Annotated in this window: 16 protein-coding genes and 2 tRNA genes; 6 read left to right on the top strand and 12 right to left on the bottom strand. The window is 70.6% G+C overall.

Annotation, left to right across the window (positions count from 1 at the left end):
* The first annotated feature begins 23 nt into the window (after positions 1-23).
* Complete coding sequence (locus D7V97_RS44595; protein ID WP_158623329.1) at positions 24-2,897, top strand: hypothetical protein; 2,874 nt, start codon at positions 24-26, stop codon at positions 2,895-2,897.
* A gap of 72 nt (positions 2,898-2,969) precedes the next feature.
* Here the strand turns inward: D7V97_RS44595 and D7V97_RS10830 are convergent.
* From D7V97_RS10830 to D7V97_RS10820, 4 genes are all read right to left on the bottom strand, one after another.
* Positions 2,970-3,046 (bottom strand) — tRNA-Asp (locus D7V97_RS10830).
* Between the two features lie 10 nt (positions 3,047-3,056).
* Positions 3,057-3,128: transfer RNA gene (locus D7V97_RS10825), tRNA-Val, on the bottom strand.
* A 139-nt stretch (positions 3,129-3,267) separates the two neighbouring features.
* On the bottom strand, positions 3,268-3,399 hold the full coding sequence (locus D7V97_RS46475) for a hypothetical protein (protein ID WP_255424770.1): 132 nt from the start codon (positions 3,397-3,399) through the stop codon (positions 3,268-3,270).
* 112 nt (positions 3,400-3,511) lie between these two features.
* Complete coding sequence (locus D7V97_RS10820) at positions 3,512-4,000, bottom strand: Spy/CpxP family protein refolding chaperone (RefSeq protein ID WP_120610537.1); 489 nt, start codon at positions 3,998-4,000, stop codon at positions 3,512-3,514.
* Between the two features lie 320 nt (positions 4,001-4,320).
* On the opposite strand from D7V97_RS10820, the gene D7V97_RS10815 reads away from it, so the two are divergent.
* The 3 genes from D7V97_RS10815 to D7V97_RS10805 all read left to right on the top strand — a co-directional run bounded on the left by D7V97_RS10815 (position 4,321) and on the right by D7V97_RS10805 (position 7,091).
* Complete coding sequence (locus D7V97_RS10815; protein WP_120610536.1) at positions 4,321-5,874, top strand: hypothetical protein; 1,554 nt, start codon at positions 4,321-4,323, stop codon at positions 5,872-5,874.
* 78 nt (positions 5,875-5,952) lie between these two features.
* Positions 5,953-6,441: an 8-oxo-dGTP diphosphatase gene (locus D7V97_RS10810; RefSeq protein ID WP_120610535.1), complete on the top strand. Its 489-nt coding sequence runs from the start codon at positions 5,953-5,955 to the stop codon at positions 6,439-6,441.
* 128 nt (positions 6,442-6,569) lie between these two features.
* Positions 6,570-7,091, top strand: a complete 522-nt coding sequence (locus D7V97_RS10805) for a DUF2780 domain-containing protein (RefSeq protein ID WP_120610534.1) — start codon at positions 6,570-6,572, stop codon at positions 7,089-7,091.
* An 11-nt stretch (positions 7,092-7,102) separates the two neighbouring features.
* On the opposite strand, the gene D7V97_RS10800 is transcribed toward D7V97_RS10805, so the two are convergent.
* The 3 genes from D7V97_RS10800 to D7V97_RS10790 all read right to left on the bottom strand — a co-directional run bounded on the left by D7V97_RS10800 (position 7,103) and on the right by D7V97_RS10790 (position 9,621).
* Entirely contained in the window at positions 7,103-8,248 is a 1,146-nt protein-coding gene (locus D7V97_RS10800) for an acyl-CoA dehydrogenase family protein (protein WP_120610533.1), read from the bottom strand.
* Positions 8,249-8,330: 82 nt separating this feature from the next.
* The gene (locus tag D7V97_RS10795; RefSeq protein ID WP_120610532.1) at positions 8,331-8,699 is read right to left on the bottom strand and encodes a hypothetical protein; all 369 of its coding nucleotides are present in this window, start codon (positions 8,697-8,699) and stop codon (positions 8,331-8,333) included.
* A gap of 106 nt (positions 8,700-8,805) precedes the next feature.
* A complete protein-coding gene (locus D7V97_RS10790) occupies positions 8,806-9,621 on the bottom strand; it encodes a hypothetical protein (RefSeq protein ID WP_147444770.1) in 816 nt (271 codons plus the stop codon).
* Positions 9,622-9,940: 319 nt separating this feature from the next.
* Between D7V97_RS10790 and D7V97_RS10785 the strand changes: the two genes are divergently transcribed.
* Entirely contained in the window at positions 9,941-12,076 is a 2,136-nt protein-coding gene (locus tag D7V97_RS10785; RefSeq protein ID WP_120610551.1) for an ATP-binding domain-containing protein, read from the top strand.
* Here the strand turns inward: D7V97_RS10785 and D7V97_RS10780 are convergent.
* Positions 12,067-12,762 (bottom strand): hypothetical protein, encoded by a 696-nt coding sequence (locus D7V97_RS10780; RefSeq protein ID WP_147444769.1) that lies wholly within the window; start codon positions 12,760-12,762, stop codon positions 12,067-12,069. The genes D7V97_RS10785 and D7V97_RS10780 overlap by 10 nt on opposite strands.
* Before the next feature lie 280 nt (positions 12,763-13,042).
* On the opposite strand from D7V97_RS10780, the gene D7V97_RS10775 reads away from it, so the two are divergent.
* Positions 13,043-14,347, top strand: a complete 1,305-nt coding sequence (locus D7V97_RS10775; protein WP_120610529.1) for a pectin acetylesterase-family hydrolase — start codon at positions 13,043-13,045, stop codon at positions 14,345-14,347.
* A 98-nt stretch (positions 14,348-14,445) separates the two neighbouring features.
* On the opposite strand, the gene D7V97_RS10770 is transcribed toward D7V97_RS10775, so the two are convergent.
* The 4 genes from D7V97_RS10770 to D7V97_RS10755 all read right to left on the bottom strand — a co-directional run bounded on the left by D7V97_RS10770 (position 14,446) and on the right by D7V97_RS10755 (position 19,244).
* A complete protein-coding gene (locus D7V97_RS10770) occupies positions 14,446-15,828 on the bottom strand; it encodes a DUF1552 domain-containing protein (RefSeq protein WP_120610528.1) in 1,383 nt (460 codons plus the stop codon).
* An 11-nt stretch (positions 15,829-15,839) separates the two neighbouring features.
* The gene (locus D7V97_RS10765; RefSeq protein WP_120610527.1) at positions 15,840-17,456 is read right to left on the bottom strand and encodes a DUF1592 domain-containing protein; all 1,617 of its coding nucleotides are present in this window, start codon (positions 17,454-17,456) and stop codon (positions 15,840-15,842) included.
* A 196-nt stretch (positions 17,457-17,652) separates the two neighbouring features.
* The gene (locus D7V97_RS10760; RefSeq protein WP_233582647.1) at positions 17,653-18,093 is read right to left on the bottom strand and encodes an SET domain-containing protein; all 441 of its coding nucleotides are present in this window, start codon (positions 18,091-18,093) and stop codon (positions 17,653-17,655) included.
* An 89-nt stretch (positions 18,094-18,182) separates the two neighbouring features.
* A complete protein-coding gene (locus D7V97_RS10755) occupies positions 18,183-19,244 on the bottom strand; it encodes a lysylphosphatidylglycerol synthase transmembrane domain-containing protein (RefSeq protein ID WP_120610525.1) in 1,062 nt (353 codons plus the stop codon).
* Positions 19,245-19,323 lie beyond the last annotated feature (79 nt).

The raw sequence follows: 19,323 nt of genomic DNA, 5'->3' as shown, positions 1-19,323 counted from the left end.
TCATTGCCACCCGGTACCTCACCATGCACACCACCTCCCTGCTCCGGCGCTTCTGTCTCGTGCTTCCGCTGCTGTTCTCCTGTTCCACGCCGCCACCTCCGGAGGCACCGGAAGCGGCGAAGGTGACGACGCGGGATGCCGCGCGGCTCGTGGCACCTGGCGATGAGCGCACCTTCGGCGCGACCACGCCCCTGCCGTCCGCGTTCGACCAGCAACTGCCCGCGCTCTCCTCCGATGGCACCGGCTTCCTGGCGGTCTGGTTGGACGCGCGGGTGCATGGCACCGGAAACATTCGCGGCGTGCGCATGGCGGCGAATGGAACGCTCGCCGACCCCGTGGGGTTCGCCATTGGAGAGGCGGTGGAGAACTACCGCGTGGCGGCCCCTGGCATCGCCTGGAATGGGAATGAGCATCTCGTGGTCTGGCAGCGCGGCATCGACTCGCAGTACACGAGCGTCCTCGTCACCGTCGAATCCGCGTTCGTCAGCCCATCCGGCGCCATCCGGCGCTCCAATTCAGCGCCGCAGCTGAACATCACCCAGCCACGCGCAATGAAGGTCGCCGTGGGCGCCCACGGTTTCCTGGCGGCCTGGTCCATTGGCACGCGCATCAATGGCCTGCTCTTCGATGAGAGCGGTACCCCTGCGGCCAGATCCATCGAGCTGGTCGCGGGCACGAGCCTGGGCGAGGACCTGACGGTCATCTTCGATGGCACGAACTACCTCGTCGTCGGGTCCGGACAGCTCACCGCCGGCGGGAGCCTGGGCATCTGGGCGCGCCGCTTCAACGAGTCGGGGGCGCCCGTGGATGCCGCCCCCTTCAGCCTGAGCGGCAACGTCCTCGCCGTCAGGCCGTCCGCGGCGCGGGTGGGAGACAACGTGCTTGTCGCCTGGGAGGACTCGGGTTCGACCGGGGGCGCGGAATGGGACATCCAGGGCACCCTCGTGACACCGGGCAGCACCCCGGTCGACCGGTTTCTCATCGCGGATGGGACGGCAGGCCATGGCAAGCAGCAGCCCGCCCTCGCCTTCGATGGGACGCACGCGCTCGTGGCCTGGTCCGAGGAGGCTTCCAAGAAGGTCCTCGCCGTGCGTGTCACCGCGGCTGGCAGCGTGGTGGCCGGCGGGCCCATCACCGTGCTCGACCCACAGGGGGAGACCACGGAGCCGAGCGTGGCATTCGGCGGGGGCACCTTCCTGGTGGCGGGGACCCGGCTCCTCCCCGACAGTGGCAACGACGTCGTCGCCGCCCGGGTGGATCCGGAGGGCACCCGCGTGGATGCGGCGCCCGTGACGCTTTCGGTGGGGGCGCCGGCGCAGGTGACGCCTCGCGTGGCCTGGTCCCGGGACCGCGCCCTGATGGTCTGGTCGGCCTGGAATGGCACGGCCTGGGACATCCACGGCGTCCGGCTGGATGCGAACCTCCAGCCCCTGGACGGGACGCCGTTCGTCATCTCCGGTGCGGATGACAACCAGGACGCGCCGGACGTGGTGTCGAACGGAGAGGACTTCCTCGTGGTCTGGCGGGACGACCGGAATGATGACACCGGCCTCCGGCGTGACATCTACGGCGCGCGAGTCACCGCGGAGGGGGCGGTGCTGGACGCGCAGGGGATTGCCATCGCCGCGGGCGCCCCTGCCCTGAGCCCCCCGATATCGCGTCAGCATCCCCGGGCGGCCTTCGACGGACGGAATTACGTCGTGGGCTGGTGGCAGGACGGTGAGGTGAAGCTCGTGCAGGTCAACCCCACGGGTTGGGTGAGCGGGCACGTCACCGTCGCGAAGGCTGCTTCCACCAGCTTCGGGCTTGCCTGCACGCCGGGTGGCCTCTGCGCGACGGTGCTCCCGATGGACTCCCGGGGTTTCCATCCCCTGGCCCTGTACCGGTTCGACGCCTACCTGACGAAGTTGAACGCAGCGCCGATGTTCGTCTCTCCCCTCGAGGATTTGACCCAGCTCGCGGGCCTCACGTTCGACGGCACCCGGTTCGTGGCCGCCTGGAAGTCGACGAAGAAGACGAGTCCCGCGCTGCTCGCGGCCCGGTTCACGACGGCGGGAACGGTGCTGGATGGGAAACCGGTCGAGGTCTCGACCGAGGTGGACGTGCGCGAGCCCCAGCTCGCGTCGGACGGCCACGCCGTGTTCCTGACGTGGACGCAGCGCACCGTCGGCAGCTGGCGCGCCATGGGGCGGCAGTTCGACACGGCGCTCGTGGGGCCGCCAGCGGTGGCGCTCGCGAAGCAGCCCACGGACGAACGCGCCTCGTCCATCGCGGTCTCCGCGGCCGGCGCGGTCATCGCCGTCTGGGAACAGGATGAGCCGGGGCAAGGCGCGATGCGGGTGCACGCGAGCACGGGACGCACCCGCTCCGTCCTGGGCACGGCCTGTGGCACCGCGACCGACTGCGGCAGTGGCTTCTGCGTGGACGGCGTGTGCTGCGACTCCGCCTGCGGCGGCGGCACATCCGACTGCAACGCCTGCAGCATGGCGGCAGGCGCGGCGGCGGACGGAACCTGCGGCCCCCGGGCGGACACCGCCACCTGCGACGACGGGAAGGCGTGCACGGAGAAGGACGTCTGCGGGGGCGCGAGCTGCAGCGGAGTTCCCAAGACCGCGCCCGCGCCCGGCCCGTGTCAGGTCATCACCCCGGTGTGTGATCCCGAAACCGGGGACTTCCCCACCACGCAGGCGCCGGACGGAACCGTCTGCGACACGGGTGAGTGCCGCGAGGGAACCTGCGTGCCGAAGAACGACCCTCCAGACGACGGCGGGTCGGAGGAGTCTGGCTGCGGCTGCAGCACCGGCCCTGGTGCGGCCGGCACGTCGTTCCTGCTCCTGCTGACGCTGGCGGGAGTCCTCTGGCGCCAGGCGGGACACAGCCGGAAGCGCTACGAATGAATGAGCGGCCTGGAGAAGCCAGGGCGCAGAAAAGCGAAAGGCCCGGAACCTTTCGGTTCCGGGCCCTTCTAGTGGCGAGGAGTACGGGACTTGAACCCGTGGCCTCCGGCGTGACAGGCCGGCGTTCTAACCAACTGAACTAACTCCCCACAAAATCTTTGGGCGGAACAGGGATTGAACCTGTGACCATCGCCTTGTAAGGGCGCCGCTCTACCGCTGAGCTATCCGCCCTTCTTGGCGGCCCGCCGTTGCTTCAGTGAGGCGGCTTGTACCGACCCCTACCGCCCCTGTCAAGCATACGTTTTCGGGCCCCAGATCATTCCGTTTCCACCCCCTTTTCGGAGGCCGGATCCGGCACCGCGGATCCGCCCTACCCGACCCGCACCTTCCATCGCCGCACGCGGCGGCGGGAGCGGGGAATCATCAGCACGGCCCCCACCAACAGGGCCACCGGTACGAACACCAACACCGTCTGCATCATCGCCTCCATGTCCCCGAACATACGGAGCCCCTCTGACATCCTGACGGGGAGTTCGTGACTTTCAGGAAACGACGTTCCAACGGCGCGATTGCAGGCCCCTCATGGGGAGAGAGGCCGGCCCGGGCTCGCTCGGCTACTCGCCCCGGCGGTGACCGCCCCGGCCCCCGGGGCCCGGCCCGTGGGCCTCCCACGCGGCGGTGATCAACGCCCGGGCCTGGGTCTTCTGGGCGTCCGTCAGGAGCTGCTCGGCCTCCTGATAGGCCTGGGTGTCGTTCGTCCGGAGCTGCTCGAAGTAGCCGTGGGCCTTCTCGCGGTTCGCCCGGTGCGTGGCGTCGTCCTGCGTGCCGCTGGCGGGCGGCGGGCCTGCCGGGCGCAGGGCTTCGAGCGACTGCTTCACGGGCGCGTTCTTCGTCTCCAGGGCCGCCTGGATCCGCTCCAGGCCCGTGGCCTGGGCGTCGGTCAGGGCCAGCTCCTGGCGATGGTCGAGCAGCAGCTGGACCGGGGAGGGGCGCGCGAAGGGCGGCGGCCGGGGCGGCCCCCGGGTCGCGTCCTGCGTGGGGGTGGCTTCGGCGAAGGCGGGAACGGACAACAGCAGGCCCAGCATGAACAGGTGGCGCTTCATGGTGACGCTCCTTCAGCGTGCTTGAGATGACCGCACCCGGAAGCTGGGGCCTGGCGGCACGGGGACACCGCGGAGGACCGACGGGGAGGGGTCGCCCCCACGAGGTCCCGTGTCGCGCAGGCCCGGGGCTTCCGGGCTGACAGGACGAGAAGGTGCGCCCCGCATGTGCCGCGAAAATGTCCCGCGTGTTACCGATTGTGTTTCGCGCCGATACACTCCGTGTGCTCGTTTCCCTCCGGAGCGTGGCCCGCGAAAGACGGCTCGCGTGATGTGACACCCGCGCGTAGCATGCGCGCGCTTTGGAAGGATTCGCGCGGCGGATGGACGATGGACGGACGTGGCGCGGATGGCCCTGGGTGCTGGCCGCAGTGGCCGTGAGCGCGTGGGTGCTCCGGGCCCTGCCCTTCTTCCACCGCGCCGGCGCGCCCGGGTACGTCGTCAACTACGACGAGGGTGTCTACTACGCGGCGTCCGCGCTCCTGTGGAAGGGCCTGCTGCCCTACCGCGACTACCTCTTCGTGCACCCGCCGGGCGCGCTGCTCCTGGGGGCCCCCGCCGCAGCGGTGGGTGCGTTCGGGGATCCGTCGGTGGGCTTCGCCCTCGCGCGCTGGCTCGCCACGGTGATGGGCGCCGCGAGCACCGTGCTCGTGGGGCGGCTGGCGATGCGGGCCTGGGGACTCGTGGCGGGCGTGGTGGCCGCGCTGGCCTATGCGACGCACCCGGAGATCGTCACCATGGAGCGCGGCCCGTTCCTGGATCCGCTGCTCAACCTGTGCGGCCTGGGGCTCGCGAACATGTGGCTCCTGCCGTCAGGGCGCGCGCCCCTGCCCCGCCGCGCGGGCCTCGCCGGGATGCTGGCCGGGGTGATGGTTTCGGTGAAGGTGCTGGGCGGCATCTGGGGCGCGGCGGCGCTCCTGTCCCGTGCTCCCGGGCCCCGCTGGAGCCTGGCGCGGCGGTTCGTGGGCGCCGCGTCCCTGACGGCCCTGGCGCTGGTGGGTCCCCTGGCGCTGTCGGCCCCCGGGGCCTTCGTGCGGGACGTGCTGTGGTTCCAGTCCGTCCGGCCCGAGGACGGCATCGTGTCGCGCTGGGAGCGGCTCCTGGAGATGACCCATGAGCGTCGCCGGTACGCCGTGCTGCTCGCCCTGCTGGGCCTCCTCGTCGCGCTGACGCGGGCCGCGCGCCGCAGCTCCCGGACGGACGCCGCGCCCGAGCGCTTCGTGGCCTGCGCCTACCTGCTCACCGTGGCCGCGTACCTCGCCGCGCACAGCTACTGGTCCAACTACAACGCGTTCCTCGCCGGGCCGGAGGCGCTGCTGGCCGGACTGGGCGCGGCGGCGCTCGTGGGCTTCGCGGCATCACGAGCCCGCCCCGTGGGCGCGGTGGCGGTGGGCCTGGTCGTGCTCGCGCCGCTCCACTCGATGCGCGAGACGCTGCGCGGGGCGGAGGTCCGGCCTCCGGAGCAGGTCCTCCAAGCGCGCTACGTGCGGGCGCAGGTCCCTCCGGACGCGGTCCTGTGCGGCTTCGAGCCAGGCTGGGGACTGCTCGCGGGGCGGCTGCCTCCGGTGCTGCCCGGACAGCCCGTGGTCGTGGATCCGTACGCGCTGATGCTCCAGGACGCGCTCGTGGCCGGGGCCCGCTTCGAGGACGCGGCGGCGGCCTTCGCCGCTCCGGGCTCGCAGCGAAGGATGCTCGCGCTGCTGGGGCAGTGTGACTTCGCGCTGCTGGGGTCCCGTGGGCAATGGCAGCTCTCCGCCAACAGCCGCCGGTGGTTCAAGGCGAACTACACGCGCGGGGTGTCGCCGGAGTCCCCCGCCGTGGAGGTGTGGCGGCGCCATGAGCCCCCCAGCGTCACCGCGACCCTCGCCGAGCCCTGAGCCTCTTTCCTGATGGCCCGGAGGCCCGCGCGCGGTATGTCGCGCGTCCCTTCCGTGTCACGCCCAGGAGGCGCCTCCATGCCCTACACCCCCATCGTCGCCACGCTGGGCTACGTGCTGTCGCCGGATGGCCAGCAGGTGCTGCTCATCCACCGCAACACGCGCCCGGACGACGCCCACTACGGCAAGTACAACGGCCTGGGCGGCAAGCTGGACCGCGACGAGGACGTGGCCGCGTGCATGCGCCGGGAGATCCGCGAGGAGGCCGGCATCGAGTGCACGCGCATGGTGCTGCGCGGCACCCTGTCCTGGCCCGGCTTCGGCAAGCACGGCGAGGACTGGCTGGGCTTCATCTTCCGCATCGACGCCTTCGAGGGCACGCCCCTGGAACGAAACCCCGAGGGCTCGCTGTCGTGGGTCCCGGTGTCGTCCATCCTGTCGCTGTCGCTCTGGGACGGGGACCGGCACTTCCTGCCGCTCGTGTTCGACGCGGACCCGCGCCCCTTCCACGGCGTCATGCCCTACGCCGACGGCCACGCGGTGAGCTGGTCCTTCACCCGGCTGTAGCGGCTGGACGGAGGGCCGTGGGGCGTCCTGCGACCAACGCTCCCCGGGGCCTTCCCGTGGGTTTCCCGCGAGCTTTCCGGCCAGGCCCGCTACAACCCCGGCTCTCACGCGGAAACGCAAGGAGCGGCATGGACCTCATCGGACAGCTTTCGCAGCAACTCGGAGTGGATGGCACGCAGGCACAGGGGCTCGCGGGCTCCCTCCTGAAGCTGGTGCAGGGCACGGTGCAGGAGAAGGTGGGCCCGGACGCCGCGCGGCAGATGGACCAGGCCATCCCGGAGATGCAGGGCTGGCAGCAGACGGCGGCGGCGCAGGCCCCGACGGCCGACGGCGGCGGACTCATGGGCGCCCTGGGCGGGCTCATGGGCGGCGGGGGCGGTGGAGGCCTGATGGGCGCCCTGGGCGGCGCGGCGGCCCACGCAGGCGAGGTGGCCGGCGTGGTGGCCATCCTCCAGCGCTTCAACCTGGACGCGGGCAAGGCCGCGCTGGTGGCGCCCCTGCTCCTCAACTTCCTCAAGTCCCGGCTGGACCCGGCCCTGGTGGGGAAGATCCTCGCAGTGGTGCCCATGCTCACCGGCGGCTCCGGCGGCAGCGGCCCGCAGGGTGGCGGCGGACTGGGCGGGATGCTCGGCGGAATCCTGGGCGGCTGAGCCCACGGGGCCTACAGGGCCAGCGTCCCGGCGATGATCTCCTTCATCACCTCGGACGTGCCCCCGCCAATGGTAAGCATGCGCACGTCGCGCCAGGCCCGGGCGACGTGGCTCTCCTCCACGTACCCCATGCCGCCGTAGAACTGCTGGCAGTCATAGGCCACGCGCTGGGCCAGCTCCGTGGTGAGCAGCTTCGCCATCGCGATCTCCTTCACGGGCTTCTGCTTGCGTTTGCGATTGAAGAGCTGCACCGCGTGGTAGGTGAGCTGACGGGCCGCCTCCAGGCGGGTGTGGTGGTCCACGAAGGTGTGGCGCCACACCTGGAAGTCGATGAGCCGCTGGCCGAAAGCCTTGCGCTCGCGGCCGTAGCGGTGGGCTTCGCGCAACAATCCCTCCATCACCGCCACCGTGTAGAGCGCCGTCACCAGGCGCTCCGCGTGGAAGCTGTTCATGATGTGGAAGAAGCCATCGTTCTCCCGGCCCAGCACGTAGCGGGCGGGGATGCGGCAGTCCTCGAAGTAGAGGATGGCCATGTCCGAGGAGCGGTGGCCCACCTTCTGGAGCCGCTTCGACACGGCGAAGCCCTTCACGTCCGTGGGCAGCGTCACCAGCGAGATGCCCGGAGCACCCTCCCCTCCCGTGCGCACCGCCAGCACCAGGAAGTCCGCACGGGCGCCGTTGGAGATCCACATCTTTGCGCCATTGATGACGTAGTCGTCGCCGTCGCGCCGCGCCGTGGTGCGCAGCCGCGCCAGGTCCGAGCCCGCGTCCGGTTCGCTCATCGCCAGCGCCGCGATGCGCTCCCCGGTGAGCGCGGGGGCGAGAAACTCGCGCTTCTGTTCATCGGTGCCCAGCTCGTTGATGACCGGCGTGGCCATCTGCCCCTGCACCAGGAGCGACATCGCCACGCCGCCGTTCTGCGCGCGCGCCAGCTCCTCCGCGAAGACGGCGACGTACCAGGCGTCCAGCCCGCTGCCGCCGTACGCCGGATCATGGCTGATGCCGAAGAAGCCCAATTCGCCGCAGCGGCGGAACACCTCGCGGGGGAACTCCCCGGCCTGGTCCCACTCCAGCGCGTGCGGGGCCAGCTCCTTCTCCACGAACTGACGCACGGTGCGACGGAATGCCTCGTGCTCCGGGGTGAAGCGCTCATCCATGGCAGGCCCTGTCGCGAAGGGAGGCGCGGCATGCTGGCAGGGCCCGCCCCACCCTTTCAAGCCACGCGTCCGCGTCCCGGGCTCAGCGTGCGCGGGTGAACGTGAGCGACAGCGGCTGACCACTCCGGTGCAGCGTGAGCACCGCCGGACTGCCCGGCGCGCCCAGCTCGCGCCGCCGCGCCTCGTCCGGCACCGACGCGCCCGTCTGGAGGAACACGCGCAGCGCGCCCTCCGCGTCGCGCATCGCCTGCTCCACGGGCGCCGTCGTCGCGGACGCGCTCCGTCGCGGAGCAGGCGCGCCCCCGGCCGTCGGAGACCCTCCCGGCGTGGAGGCCTGAGCGGCGGCATCAGGAACGGTCGCGGTCGGGGCGGCGCGCAGCCAGCCGAGGACGAGGGCCAGGGCCAGCACGAGGGCCAGCCCCGCCACCACGACGAACACCTTGCGAGACATGCTCCCCCCGGGGGGAGGGAGGGGTCGCGCCCCAAGACACCTCACCCGGGGGCCGGGTTCCAGGGGCCCTCGCTTTTTCCAAACCCCTTCCCCCGCCGTCACCCGCTCACAGCGGGAGCAGGGCCAGCCGCAGGCCCAGCGTGAACAGCGCGTGGAAGCCGTCGTCCACGCGGGCCACCGGTCCTTCGCGCGAACCCACGCCGGTGATGTCCAGCGTCTGGCTGCCGGTGCGCACGGTGTAGCTGCCAATGGACGCGGTGAAGATGGGCCCCACCGACAGGGCGCGGCTCAGGCGCACGTCGCCGCCCAGCGTGAGGCGGGCGAAGGTGGGGCCCCGGTCCGTGACGTGCGTGTCCACGTCCGCGGGGACGGTCACGCCCGGCGCGACCGGGACCTGCGTGGTGCCCTGCACGTGGCTCTCGAGGATCTCCAGGCCCAGGCCCAGGCCGATCCACGGATCAAAGCCCCCGCCCGGCGACAGGTGGTAGCGGACCTCCGGCCCGATGCGCCACTGATGGCTGGAGCAGTCGAACCCCTCCGGACACGACAGCGGGTTCTCCTTGGTGAAGACATTCTCCCAGCTGCCCCACACGCCCAGGTAGAAGCGCGGCGTCGCGCGGAACCCCAGCTCCACGATGACGGGGATGGACACCGTCGCGGAGTCGGTGATCTTCAAGCTCTCCACGGTGCCCGCGGCGCTCAAGCCGTTCTTGTAGACGTACCCCGCGCCCAGCCCCACGTTGCCGCTCACGGCGAGTTCCGGGCCCATGCGTCCGGCCGCTCCGTGCGCCGGAGCCATCTCCGTGCGCATCTCCGTTTCCGTCTCCGGCTCCGTCGGGGTCACCATGTCCTGGGCCCCCGCGGAGGTGGCGAGCCCCAACGCGGCGGCGAGTGACAGCGTCCAGCGGAATGGCGAGTTCATCGAGATCATCCGGTCCATCCTCCGTGTGTTCGAGACGGGGGCGGACGCAAGCAAGCCCTGAGCGCGGAGAGAAGCCGCCTGCCTCCGGTGCGCGCCGCCAGCCGACAGACAGGCATCCGGAGCGACCATTGGCAGACATCGGGATCGTCCCCAGGGGAGGCATGGCGCCTCGACCCTGCACATCACCTTAGCAAGACGGCCCGGAAATCCAACGGGTTGACCCGCGCTGTGCCAGAGGTCACCTTGCGCGCGCCGCGAAACGCAACAGGGAGCCTCTGGCGTGGTGCTGGAGCGCTCGCGCGGCGCGAAAGGAAAGGACATGGCCGGCCCGGAGCAGGAACTGTCGCCCGAGGCGCTCGCGCTCATCGCCGAGGAAGAGGCCCTGCTGTCACGGGTCCAGGACGCGCTCGCCGAGGCGCGCCGCCAGGCCGCGGAGCGGACGCTGGACACCCAGGGGCTGATGGCCCAGCTGCAGGTGCTGCGCGACGACGCCACCACGGCGCACGCCGCGGACCTGCCGCACGTCTTCACCCAGATGAACGAGGTGCGCGCCATGCTGGAGCGGCAGGAGACCGTGCCGCTGCCGGACAGCCACGCCCCCTACTTCGCGCACCTGCGCCTCGCCGGCCCCACCGGGCAGCGCGACTACCTGCTCGGCCGCACCAGCTTCGCGAACCTCGCCGCAGGCGTGCGCGTCATCGACTGGCGCTTCGCCCCCGTCGCCCGCGTCTTCTACAACTACGAGGAGGGCGACTCCTACGAGGAGTACTTCGGCGACCGGCTCTCCGAGGGTGAGGTGGAGGCGCGCCGGCTGGTCATCATCGAGAAGGGCGTCCTCACCCGCATCAGCACCGGCCCCCACCTGCTCCAGCGCGACCCGAGCGGCCGGTGGCACTCGCGCGGGCGCGACGCGTCCTCCGTGCTCTCCGGCGGCACCGGCACCGCCGCCCGGCCCGGCTCCCTGGGCGTGGGCCAGGGCACGACGCACACCGAGGACGCCTTCGGTGTCACCGCGCTCCTGGACGCGGAGCAGTACGCGGCCGTCAGCACCGGGCCGGATCAACCGCTGCTGGTGCTGGGCAGCGCGGGCAGCGGCAAGACGACGGTGGCGCTGCACCGGCTGGCGAAGGTCGCCTTCGACGACGCGAAGAAGTACCCGCAGGCGCGCACCAAGGTCGTCGTCCCCGAGGAGGGCCTGGCCCGGCTGACGCGCCGGCTGCTCGCGCCCCTGGGGCTGGGCAAGGTGTCCGTGGAGACGCTGGACGCTTGGTCCCTGAGCACCGCGCGCACGGCCTTCAGCGTGCCGGGCCTCAAGCTGGCCCCGGAGACGCCCGCGCTCGTCTCGCGCCTCAAGCGCCACCCCGTGCTGCGCCGCGCGCTGGCGGCCCGCGTGTCCGTGCCCAGGGGCAAGACCCAGCCCCTCACGCTGGAGCGGCTGCGCATCCGGCTGGCGGACGCCTTCATGGACCGCGCGTTCCTGGAGGCCGTGGTGGCGGACGCCCGCGGCGAGCTGCCCCGCACGGTGGTGGGCGAGACGGTGGAGCACACCAAGCTGCAGACCGCCGTGCCGCTGGAGCGCCAGTACCGGGACTATGATCCGGACAGCCTCGTCACCGTGGATGGCAAGGCGATTGAGAGCGACACGCCGGACGCGCTCGCGGGCACGCTCGACTTCGACGACCTGCCCATCCTGATGTTCCTCAAGGCGCAGCGGGGCGCGCTGGGCGCGGACCGGCTGGCGCACGTCGTCCTGGACGAGGCGGAGGACTTCTCGCTCTTCGAGCTCTTCGTCGTCGGGCAATTGCTGGGCGACAGCCGCAGCTGCACGCTCGCGGGCGACGAGATGCAACAGACGACGGCGGGCTTCGCCGGCTGGGACGCGGCCCTGGAGGAGCTGGGCATCCGCGACGCCGCCACCTGCCGGCTCCAGGTGTCCTACCGCTGCCCGCGCCCGGTGGTGGAATTGGCGCAGCACGTGCTGGGAACGCAGGCCCCGGCCTCCCCCGCGCGCCCCGGCCGCGAAGGCGCGCCCGTGGGCTTCCACCACTTCCCGGACGAGGCGCAGGCGTGGCTGTTCCTGGGAGACGCCCTGCGCGACCTGGTGCTGCGCGAGCCGCACGCGTCGGTGGGCGTCATCGCCAGCAGCCGCGAGTCCGCCCAGTCCTTCCACCGCGTCATCGCGGAGATGCCCTGGGCGCGGCTGGTGCTGGAGGGAGACTTCTCCTTCGAGCCCGGCGTGGACGTGACGGACGTGGACAACGTGAAGGGGCTGGAGTTCGACTACGTCGTGCTGCCGGACGTGACGGCGCGCGCCTACCCCGCGGACGACGAGGCCCGGCGCCGGCTGCACGTCGCCGTCACCCGCTCCTCCCACCAGCTCTGGGTGGCCTCCTCCACCGTCCGCTCCCCGCTCATCCGGACGTTCCCCGGCGCGAAGGATCCGCTTCAGGGCTGACGGGCACCACCGCCCTGCTCACGCCACTCGCGCTGCCGCTGGGCATGGGCCTCGCGGCGCGCGAGCGCCTCCTCCTGCTGCCGGGGAAGCTCCGACAGCCGCGTACGGTGCATGCGCACGCTCAACTCCAACAGCCCCTTGTCCTGGGCCGGCAGCTTGTCGCCGTAGTCCGCGAGCATCGTGGTGGCGAAGGAGATGGCGTCCTCGGACACCTTGCGGCGGTGCTCGTAGTACTGCTTCACCTCCGCCTCGGTGGCCTCGTTGGACTGCACCTTGCCGAAGAGGGTGTTCCACTTCGCCTCCACCTCCGCGCGCCGGCGCAGCTCCGCCGGCTCCTGGGTGGGCACGCCGGTGTCCCAGTACAGGTTGTCCGGCAGCTTCGCGCGCAGCGCCTCCAGGTCCGCCGGGTAGGGCCCCGACGGCTCCTCCTCCGGAGGCGACTGCACCTGCGCCGCCGCCGCGCCCGCCAGGTCCAGCCCGCCGTCCCGCGTGCGCGGCACCCCGGACGGGGACGCGAACACCGGCGGAGGCCGCGTGTCGGGCGTCATCGCGGCTGGAGGGGGCCCGGACGCCGCGCCGTCGTCGGCCCGGGGGCCATTGCCAGCCAGGGCCAGCCAGGCCCCCACCGCCAGGGCGAGGACTCCCGCCGTGGCCAGGGGCAACTTCCATCGCGCGCGCGTGCTCATGCGGAAAGGCCATACCGCGCGCCGGACGCCCACCGCAACCCGCTCACACCGCACCCGCAACGCACCGCGCAAATGATACATTTAAGACATGGCGCGCCGCATCAAAGACTGTTCAACTCCTGACGCAAAGCGGCAACTCCAGCCCTGCCGGATGGAAAGCTGCACCCTCCATGAAATTCATTATTTTCTGCGCAAGCGCACCTTCCGGGCTTACGACTGATAGGCAAACCCGTATCATCCGCGGCCGCACCCCATTCACTCCCCCCTTGGAGGAAGCCGCATGAAACCGTTTCTCTGGATGAGCCTTCTGGCCCTCGCCGCCCCCGTGAGCTCCGCTCGCGCCGAGGTGCTGGTGGAAGGCATCGTCGACGTGCTGGTGGACGGCGGCAACACCTACAACTGGGAGAAGGTGACGCTGCCCGGTACCAAGTGTGGCAACGGTTCGCAGTACAAGTTCTTCGTGCACCGCACGGGTTCGCCCAACCTGCTGTTCATGATGGAAGGTGGCGGCGCGTGCTGGGACTACGATTCCTGTAGCGGCCGCACGGGCATCCTGGGGGCGGCGAACCCCAACGGCATCTCCGACGACTACATGACGCAGTTCACGGCCAAGTACGTGTCCCCCATCGTCAACGGGGCGGACCCGGGCCTGCCCTTCCGTGACCGCAAGGACATCGTCACGAAGGACTGGAACATCGTCTACCTGCCGTACTGCACGGGCGACGTGCACATCGGCAACAACGTGAAGACGTACACGGACACCACGGGCGCGAACCCGCCGCTCACCTGGTACCACTCCGGCTACACCAACACGATCGCCGCGGCGAACTTCGCCAAGCAGAACTTCCCCAGCGTGCAGAAGCTGCTCGTGACGGGCTACAGCGCGGGCGGCACGTCCACGTCGTCCGGCTACTACTTCATCCGCAAGGCCATCAACCCGGCGCGCGGCTACCTGCTCAACGACTCCGGCCCCGTCTTCATGGCGCCCAGCCTGAACTCGCTGTCGCGCCCCCTGCACGACAAGATCCGCTCGTCGTGGAACCTGGACTCGGTGTTCGGCCTGCTGCCGGCCAGCTTCAACATCAACGACCTGGGCACCATCAACCGCATGGTCGCCACCGAGTTCCCGAACGACCAGCTGGCGTACACGGGCTACACGCAGGACTTCAACTATTCGCGCTACTCGTATGAGCGCTTCAAGACGCCCAACGACGAGGCGTCCATCCACGCCTACTGGAAGCAGGACCAGGACGCGCTGGTCGCGGAGCTGAACAAGTACAACAACTTCAGCTACTTCATCCCCCACCAGCGGGCCATCAACGCCAGCCACTGCAGCACCATCATCACGTTCGTGGGCGCGCACGCCTGCCAGCGCATGGAGAAGAAGTACTGGTACGAGTACGCCTCCAGCCCCTGGCAGTCCTACGCCTGCCACAGCGAGTTCGTGCCGATGGACGTCTTCCTCAGCCGCTTCATCAACGGCAACCAGCGCGTGCGCATCTACGAGCCGGCGAACAACTACAACAACGAGGACGCCGGCATGAGCATCCTCGCGCCCCTCATCAACGGCGCGCTCGGCGGGTAGCCCCCACCGTCGCACCCCGGAAATGAAAGCGGGAGCGGGCCAGCATCCAGGCCCGCTCCCGTTGTCGTTTCAGACGGCCCCAGAGCTCCGGAGCCCGGTCAGGTGAGGCCGGACAGCGTGCCGGTGTAGTCCGGGTGGCCGAAGCGGTCCACGTTGACGCCGAAGGCCTGGGCGATGGAGGTGAGCAGCTTGTTGTGCTCCACCGCGCCCGGCAGCGGGCTGCCCGGGCCCGGCCAGCTGCCCAGGGGGTCCTTGCCGGGGCGCAGGCGCAGGTAGCGGCCCATGCGGAACTTCCCGCCCGCGCCGCCCGCCAGCACCGTGGGGATGGACACGTTCATGTGGCCGGCCGCGTCCCCCAGCTCGTTCCCCCAGAGGATGACGGTGTTGTCGAGCACGGTGCCGCTGCCCTCCGGGATGGCCGCCAGGCTGTCCATGAGGCTGGCCACCTGTTCGGCGTACCACTGCTGCACCTTCACCATCTTCAGGCGGATGGCCGTGCGGTCCGGCTCCGTCTGGGTGTCGGTGCGGTGCGCGATGTCGTTGTGGATGTCTTCATCAATGCCAATCCACGGCATGGACGGCCCGGGGATGGTCATCGTCACCACGCGCGTCAAATCACAGGCGAACGCGCGGGCGATGAGGTCCAGGTGCAGCTGGGTGAGGCCGGGCATGTTGCCGAGGTCGCCCAGGTCGCTCAAGCCGTCCGACGGCTCCTCCGGCTTCACGCACCCCAGCGCGCCCGTGTTGGTGAGCCGCCGCTCGATGTCGCGCAGCGCCGCCAGGTGCGTGTCCAGCTTCTGCCCTTCCGTGGCCGCCAGTCGCTTCTTCAGCCGGGTGGCGTCCTTGATGAGGTAGTCCATCAGGCTCTTGCGCTTGAGCAGGATGGCCTGCGCCTCCGCGCTGGAGCCGCCCATGGAGCCGAAGAGGCGCTTGTAGACGTTGGCGGGGTTCAGTTCGAACGGCACGCGCGAGCCGTTCTCCGTGAAGCTGATGCTGTTGTAGACGTGCTGGGCGCCGAACTGCTCGAAGGCGTGCAGCTGCAGCGAGCGGAACTGGGTGACGCCGCCCACCGCGTTGCCAATCACCTGGTCCAGGGACGCGCCCGAGGGCAGCTCGTCGCCGCTGTCCACCACCACCTGGCTGCCGGTGAGGAAGGTGACGGGGCCGCCCTCGTGGCCGGTGCGGCCGTGCTCATAGAGGACGCGGTAGTCCAGGCCGTCCAGCACCAGCAGCTTGGAGCGGTGGCGCTGGAGCGGCTGGAGGACGGAGTTCTCGAAGTCGATGTTGAAGTCCTGCTCACCGCCCTTGGGGGTCCAGTACTCCGGCAGGACGCCGTGGGGGGTGAACAGGGCGATGAAGCGCAACGGGGCGGCGTCCGCCGCTTCGGCCACGGAGCTGGTGAGCAGGTGCGCGAAGGGCGCCGCCATGGCCGTGCCGGACAGGAGCTTCAGGATGCTGCGTCGGGAAATGTCGCGGGGCATGGGGTTCTGGCTCAACGGGTGGGGAGGCGCCGCTGCGTGAAGGAGGCCGAGCGCACCAGGCTGACGAGGGCTTCGGTGACTTTCAGCTGGTCCGTGCGATAGGCGCCCGTGCGCATGGCGGCGAGCAGCGCCGCGTCCGAGGCGTGCTCGTCACGCCCCATCGCATAGCGCACGAACTGCAAGGGCACGCAGTTGGCCAGCTCGTCGTTCGTGGACAGGTAGCGCGCCAGCTGCGCGCCGCCGGTGAAGGGCGCCGTGATGGTGCCGTCCGGGGCCACCACGCCGCCGCTGGCGTCCACGGTGTGCCCGTTCTCCTCGGTGCGGTGCTGGCCCAGGCCGTCGAAGTCCTCCATGCCGAAGCCCATGGGGTCGATGGTCTTGTGGCAGCCCGCGCAGGCCGGGTTGCTGGTGTGCGCCGCGAAGCGCTGACGGGTGGTGCTGTCCTCCGACACGGCCGGGGGAATGGTGGACACGTTGGCCGGCGGCGGCGGCACCGTGCGGCACAACAGGCGCGTGAGCACGAACTTGCCGCGCTTGATGGGCGAGGACGAGTCGAAGTGGGCGTAGGTGGACATCACGCCCGCCTGCGTGAGGATGCCCAGCCGCTCCGGCGGCAGCGTGACGCGGCCCATGCCCTCGTCGTCCACGTTGGTGCGTGAGAGGCCGCCGTAGTAGTTCGCGAGCGTCTCATCCACATACGAGTAGTTCGCGCTCAGCAGCTCCTGCACGGAGCCCGCGTGGTCCTTCACGACGGAGTCGATGAAGGCGTTGCGCTCCCGAACCATGGAGTCGCGGAAGTCCACGCTGTAGTCCGGGTACACCTGGTTGTTCTTGTTGACCTTGTTGAGGCCGTTGAGCCCCAGCCATTCAATGAAGAACTGGCGCAGCTTCAGGCGCGCGTCCGCGGTCTGCAGCAGCCGGCGCGCCTGCTTCTCGCGCTCGTCCGGTGACGTGAGCGTGCCGGCCTGGGCGGCGGCGAGCAGCGTGTCGTCCGGGGGACCGCCGGTCACCATGAAGGACAGCTCGGAGGCGACCTCGTAGGGGGTCAGCTCCACGACCTGGCCCTTGCGGGCGGTGGTGGGGCCCAGCTCCGTGCGGTACAGGAACGACGCGGAGGAGAAGAGCGCCTGGAGCACCAGCTCCGCGCCCGTGCTCATGGTCCCGCCCTGCTTGCCCGCGTTGAAGAGCGCCAGCAGGTCGGCCTCCTCCTCCGGGGTGACGGGCCGGCGGAAGGCGCGCTGGCCCACCTTCTGGATGAAGGCCTTCGCGCAGTCGTCCTGGCTCTTGCCGGAAGGACACGCGTACAGGTCGCTCAGCTGTGACCTGCCCTCTTCGGCCAGCGTGAGCGCGGCGGTGTCGATCTGATCCGCCAGCAGCGACGTCACCTGGAGCCGCTCGTGGGTGGAGAAGCCGAGGATGGTGTCCTCGGCGGCGAAGCCCTGGGCGACGTCGACGGAGGAGCCCAGCACCGCGGAGGCGGACTTGTTGAACTCCTCGCGGGTCAGCCGGCGCACGCGCGCGGGGGCCGCCGCGCTTTCGGGCGTCTCGTCCGCGCCACCGATGTTGCCGGTGCAGGCGGAAGCGGACAGCACGAGAGCGGAGGACAGGACGAAACGACGCAATGGCATGGTGTCTGGAATTCCTCGCACCCGCGCGGCCTGGAGACCGGCGCACAGGCGTGCTGCAGTGTACTGGTTGCGTCCCACGCTTTCAGCGGGGAATTGATTTCCGCACGTTTCGCCCTTTCCAAGAGGAAGAAGGCGACCCCGCGGGGCCTGGGAAAGAGGCACACCTGTCGGGTGCGCGCACACGGTGGAAGACGACTCAGGGAGGGACTTCTTCTCCGCGCGCGGTCCACCAGTTCTCCCCGTAGCTGATGAAGATCTGCTCGCCGGGGTGGATGTCCCGCAGTGCGTGATAGCGGAACACATCACGGTCCTCGGCGCGGGTGTAGGACGCGTTGGGTTCCGTGGCGTGATTGTAGATCATCCCGTAGCCCATCACGAGCGCGACCCAGTCACCCTTCCGGGGCTCCTCGTGGCGGTGCCAGCGGATTTCAAAGACGTAGTCGTCCAGCGGTTCGCCGCGGCACTGCCGCTGGGGGACCTTGAGGTAATGACACTCCTCGATGAGGTCGCCCGCGGCGATGAAGGTGTCGGTGAAGACGCCCATCCCCCACTCGCACGGCCGGACCTTCACGCCGGGATGGAGGAACAGCGCGGCGCCCTGGTTCATCTCCGTGACTTCTCCGTGACCGGTATCCACGGACGCGAACCATCGCGCACCCGGGCGGTGACGGGAAGCGCGCAACGCCAGGGACGGGAATCCCCGAGAGGCCGGGGAAGCAGGGGACGTCAGCCCGGCTGCTGACCGGGGGCGCGGCGGCGGAAGGTGTGGCGCAGCAGGTACAGGCCGGGCACCAGGGGCAGCCACAGGGTGAAGCCGCGCAGGAGCAGGGTGCCCGCGAGCGCCGCCTCCACGGGGACGCCGAAGAGGTTGAGCATGCCCACCGACGCGGCCTCGTAGGTGCCCACGCCGCCGGGGATGATGGACACCGTCTCCGCCATGGAGGCCACCATGAAGCTGACGAACACGGTGCTCAGCGGGACCTGGAGGCCCAGCGCGCGCAGCATGGCGCCCAGCGTGGCCGCGTCCAGCGCGTAGACGCCCAACTGGAGGACGACGCCGCGCGCGAGCAGGCCGGGGTTGAGCAGCATCCCGGGGGGCACCTCCGCGATGGCCTTGAGCAGGGTGCCCAGCGCGGGGATGCGCTTCGCCCAGCGGCCCGGCGTCCACTCGCGGTGCCGCGTCATCCAGAGGATGCCAAGCGGGATGGCCAGGGCCAGCACGCCGAAGCCGGTGACGAGCCATTGGATCCAGTCGCTCAGCTCCGCGCGGCGCCAGAGGAAGAAGAGGCTCACGGCCACGCCCAGCGCCTGCGCGACGTAGAAGCACAGCAGGGTCAGCAGCACCGCGCCCGCGGAGGTGCCGGGGCTCGCGCCTTCGCGCCGCAGGCCGCGTCCGACGAGGAGCGAGCCACCCACGCCGCCGGTGGGGATGACCTGATCGAACGCGAGCTTCATCAGCGACAGCCGCGCCAGCGACCAGAGCGAGGTGCGCACCCGGGCCCGGTGCAGCACCGTCCACCAGATGCCCGCCACGCACAGGTACGTGCCCACCTGGCAGACGACGGCCACCCCCAGCCACGCGGGCCGGGCCTGCCGGAGCAGCTCCAGGAACTGCCTGTCCTCCGTGTGCCGGGACAGGATGAAGGCGACCAGCGCGACGAGCATCAGCGCGCCCGGAATCCACCAGCCCCTGCGGCGCTTCGCTGGCACCTCCAGCGGCTCCAGGGGCTCACGGGGCTCACGGAGCTCCACGACGGCGGGGATGGGTTCCGCGCGGGTGCCCTCCATGGGTCTCCTTCCTTCGGGTGGGATGGCCTTCCGGAAGGATGCACTCCGTGGCCTGCCGGAGCAGGACTGGGGGCCCGGC

This window comes from Corallococcus sp. CA053C (genome assembly GCF_003611675.1).
Lineage (GTDB): Bacteria > Myxococcota > Myxococcia > Myxococcales > Myxococcaceae > Corallococcus.
This window is presented reverse-complemented; position numbering and strand designations above follow the sequence as displayed.

What these genes read in the sequence shown, in the direction of transcription:
- D7V97_RS10775 (WP_120610529.1), top strand. Translation starts at nt 13,043, where the DNA reads ATGAAACCGTTTCTCTGGATGAGCCTTCTGGCCCTCGCCGCCCCCGTG.
- D7V97_RS10765 (WP_120610527.1), bottom strand. Translation starts at nt 17,456, where the DNA reads ATGCCATTGCGTCGTTTCGTCCTGTCCTCCGCTCTCGTGCTGTCCGCT.
- D7V97_RS10795 (WP_120610532.1), bottom strand. Translation starts at nt 8,699, where the DNA reads ATGTCTCGCAAGGTGTTCGTCGTGGTGGCGGGGCTGGCCCTCGTGCTG.
- D7V97_RS10785 (WP_120610551.1), top strand. Translation starts at nt 9,941, where the DNA reads ATGGCCGGCCCGGAGCAGGAACTGTCGCCCGAGGCGCTCGCGCTCATC.
- D7V97_RS10780 (WP_147444769.1), bottom strand. Translation starts at nt 12,762, where the DNA reads ATGAGCACGCGCGCGCGATGGAAGTTGCCCCTGGCCACGGCGGGAGTC.
- D7V97_RS44595 (WP_158623329.1), top strand. Translation starts at nt 24, where the DNA reads ATGCACACCACCTCCCTGCTCCGGCGCTTCTGTCTCGTGCTTCCGCTG.
- D7V97_RS10805 (WP_120610534.1), top strand. Translation starts at nt 6,570, where the DNA reads ATGGACCTCATCGGACAGCTTTCGCAGCAACTCGGAGTGGATGGCACG.
- D7V97_RS10790 (WP_147444770.1), bottom strand. Translation starts at nt 9,621, where the DNA reads ATGAACTCGCCATTCCGCTGGACGCTGTCACTCGCCGCCGCGTTGGGG.
- D7V97_RS10800 (WP_120610533.1), bottom strand. Translation starts at nt 8,248, where the DNA reads ATGGATGAGCGCTTCACCCCGGAGCACGAGGCATTCCGTCGCACCGTG.
- D7V97_RS10820 (WP_120610537.1), bottom strand. Translation starts at nt 4,000, where the DNA reads ATGAAGCGCCACCTGTTCATGCTGGGCCTGCTGTTGTCCGTTCCCGCC.
- D7V97_RS10815 (WP_120610536.1), top strand. Translation starts at nt 4,321, where the DNA reads ATGGACGATGGACGGACGTGGCGCGGATGGCCCTGGGTGCTGGCCGCA.
- D7V97_RS10755 (WP_120610525.1), bottom strand. Translation starts at nt 19,244, where the DNA reads ATGGAGGGCACCCGCGCGGAACCCATCCCCGCCGTCGTGGAGCTCCGT.
- D7V97_RS10770 (WP_120610528.1), bottom strand. Translation starts at nt 15,828, where the DNA reads ATGCCCCGCGACATTTCCCGACGCAGCATCCTGAAGCTCCTGTCCGGC.
- D7V97_RS10810 (WP_120610535.1), top strand. Translation starts at nt 5,953, where the DNA reads ATGCCCTACACCCCCATCGTCGCCACGCTGGGCTACGTGCTGTCGCCG.
- D7V97_RS46475 (WP_255424770.1), bottom strand. Translation starts at nt 3,399, where the DNA reads ATGTTCGGGGACATGGAGGCGATGATGCAGACGGTGTTGGTGTTCGTA.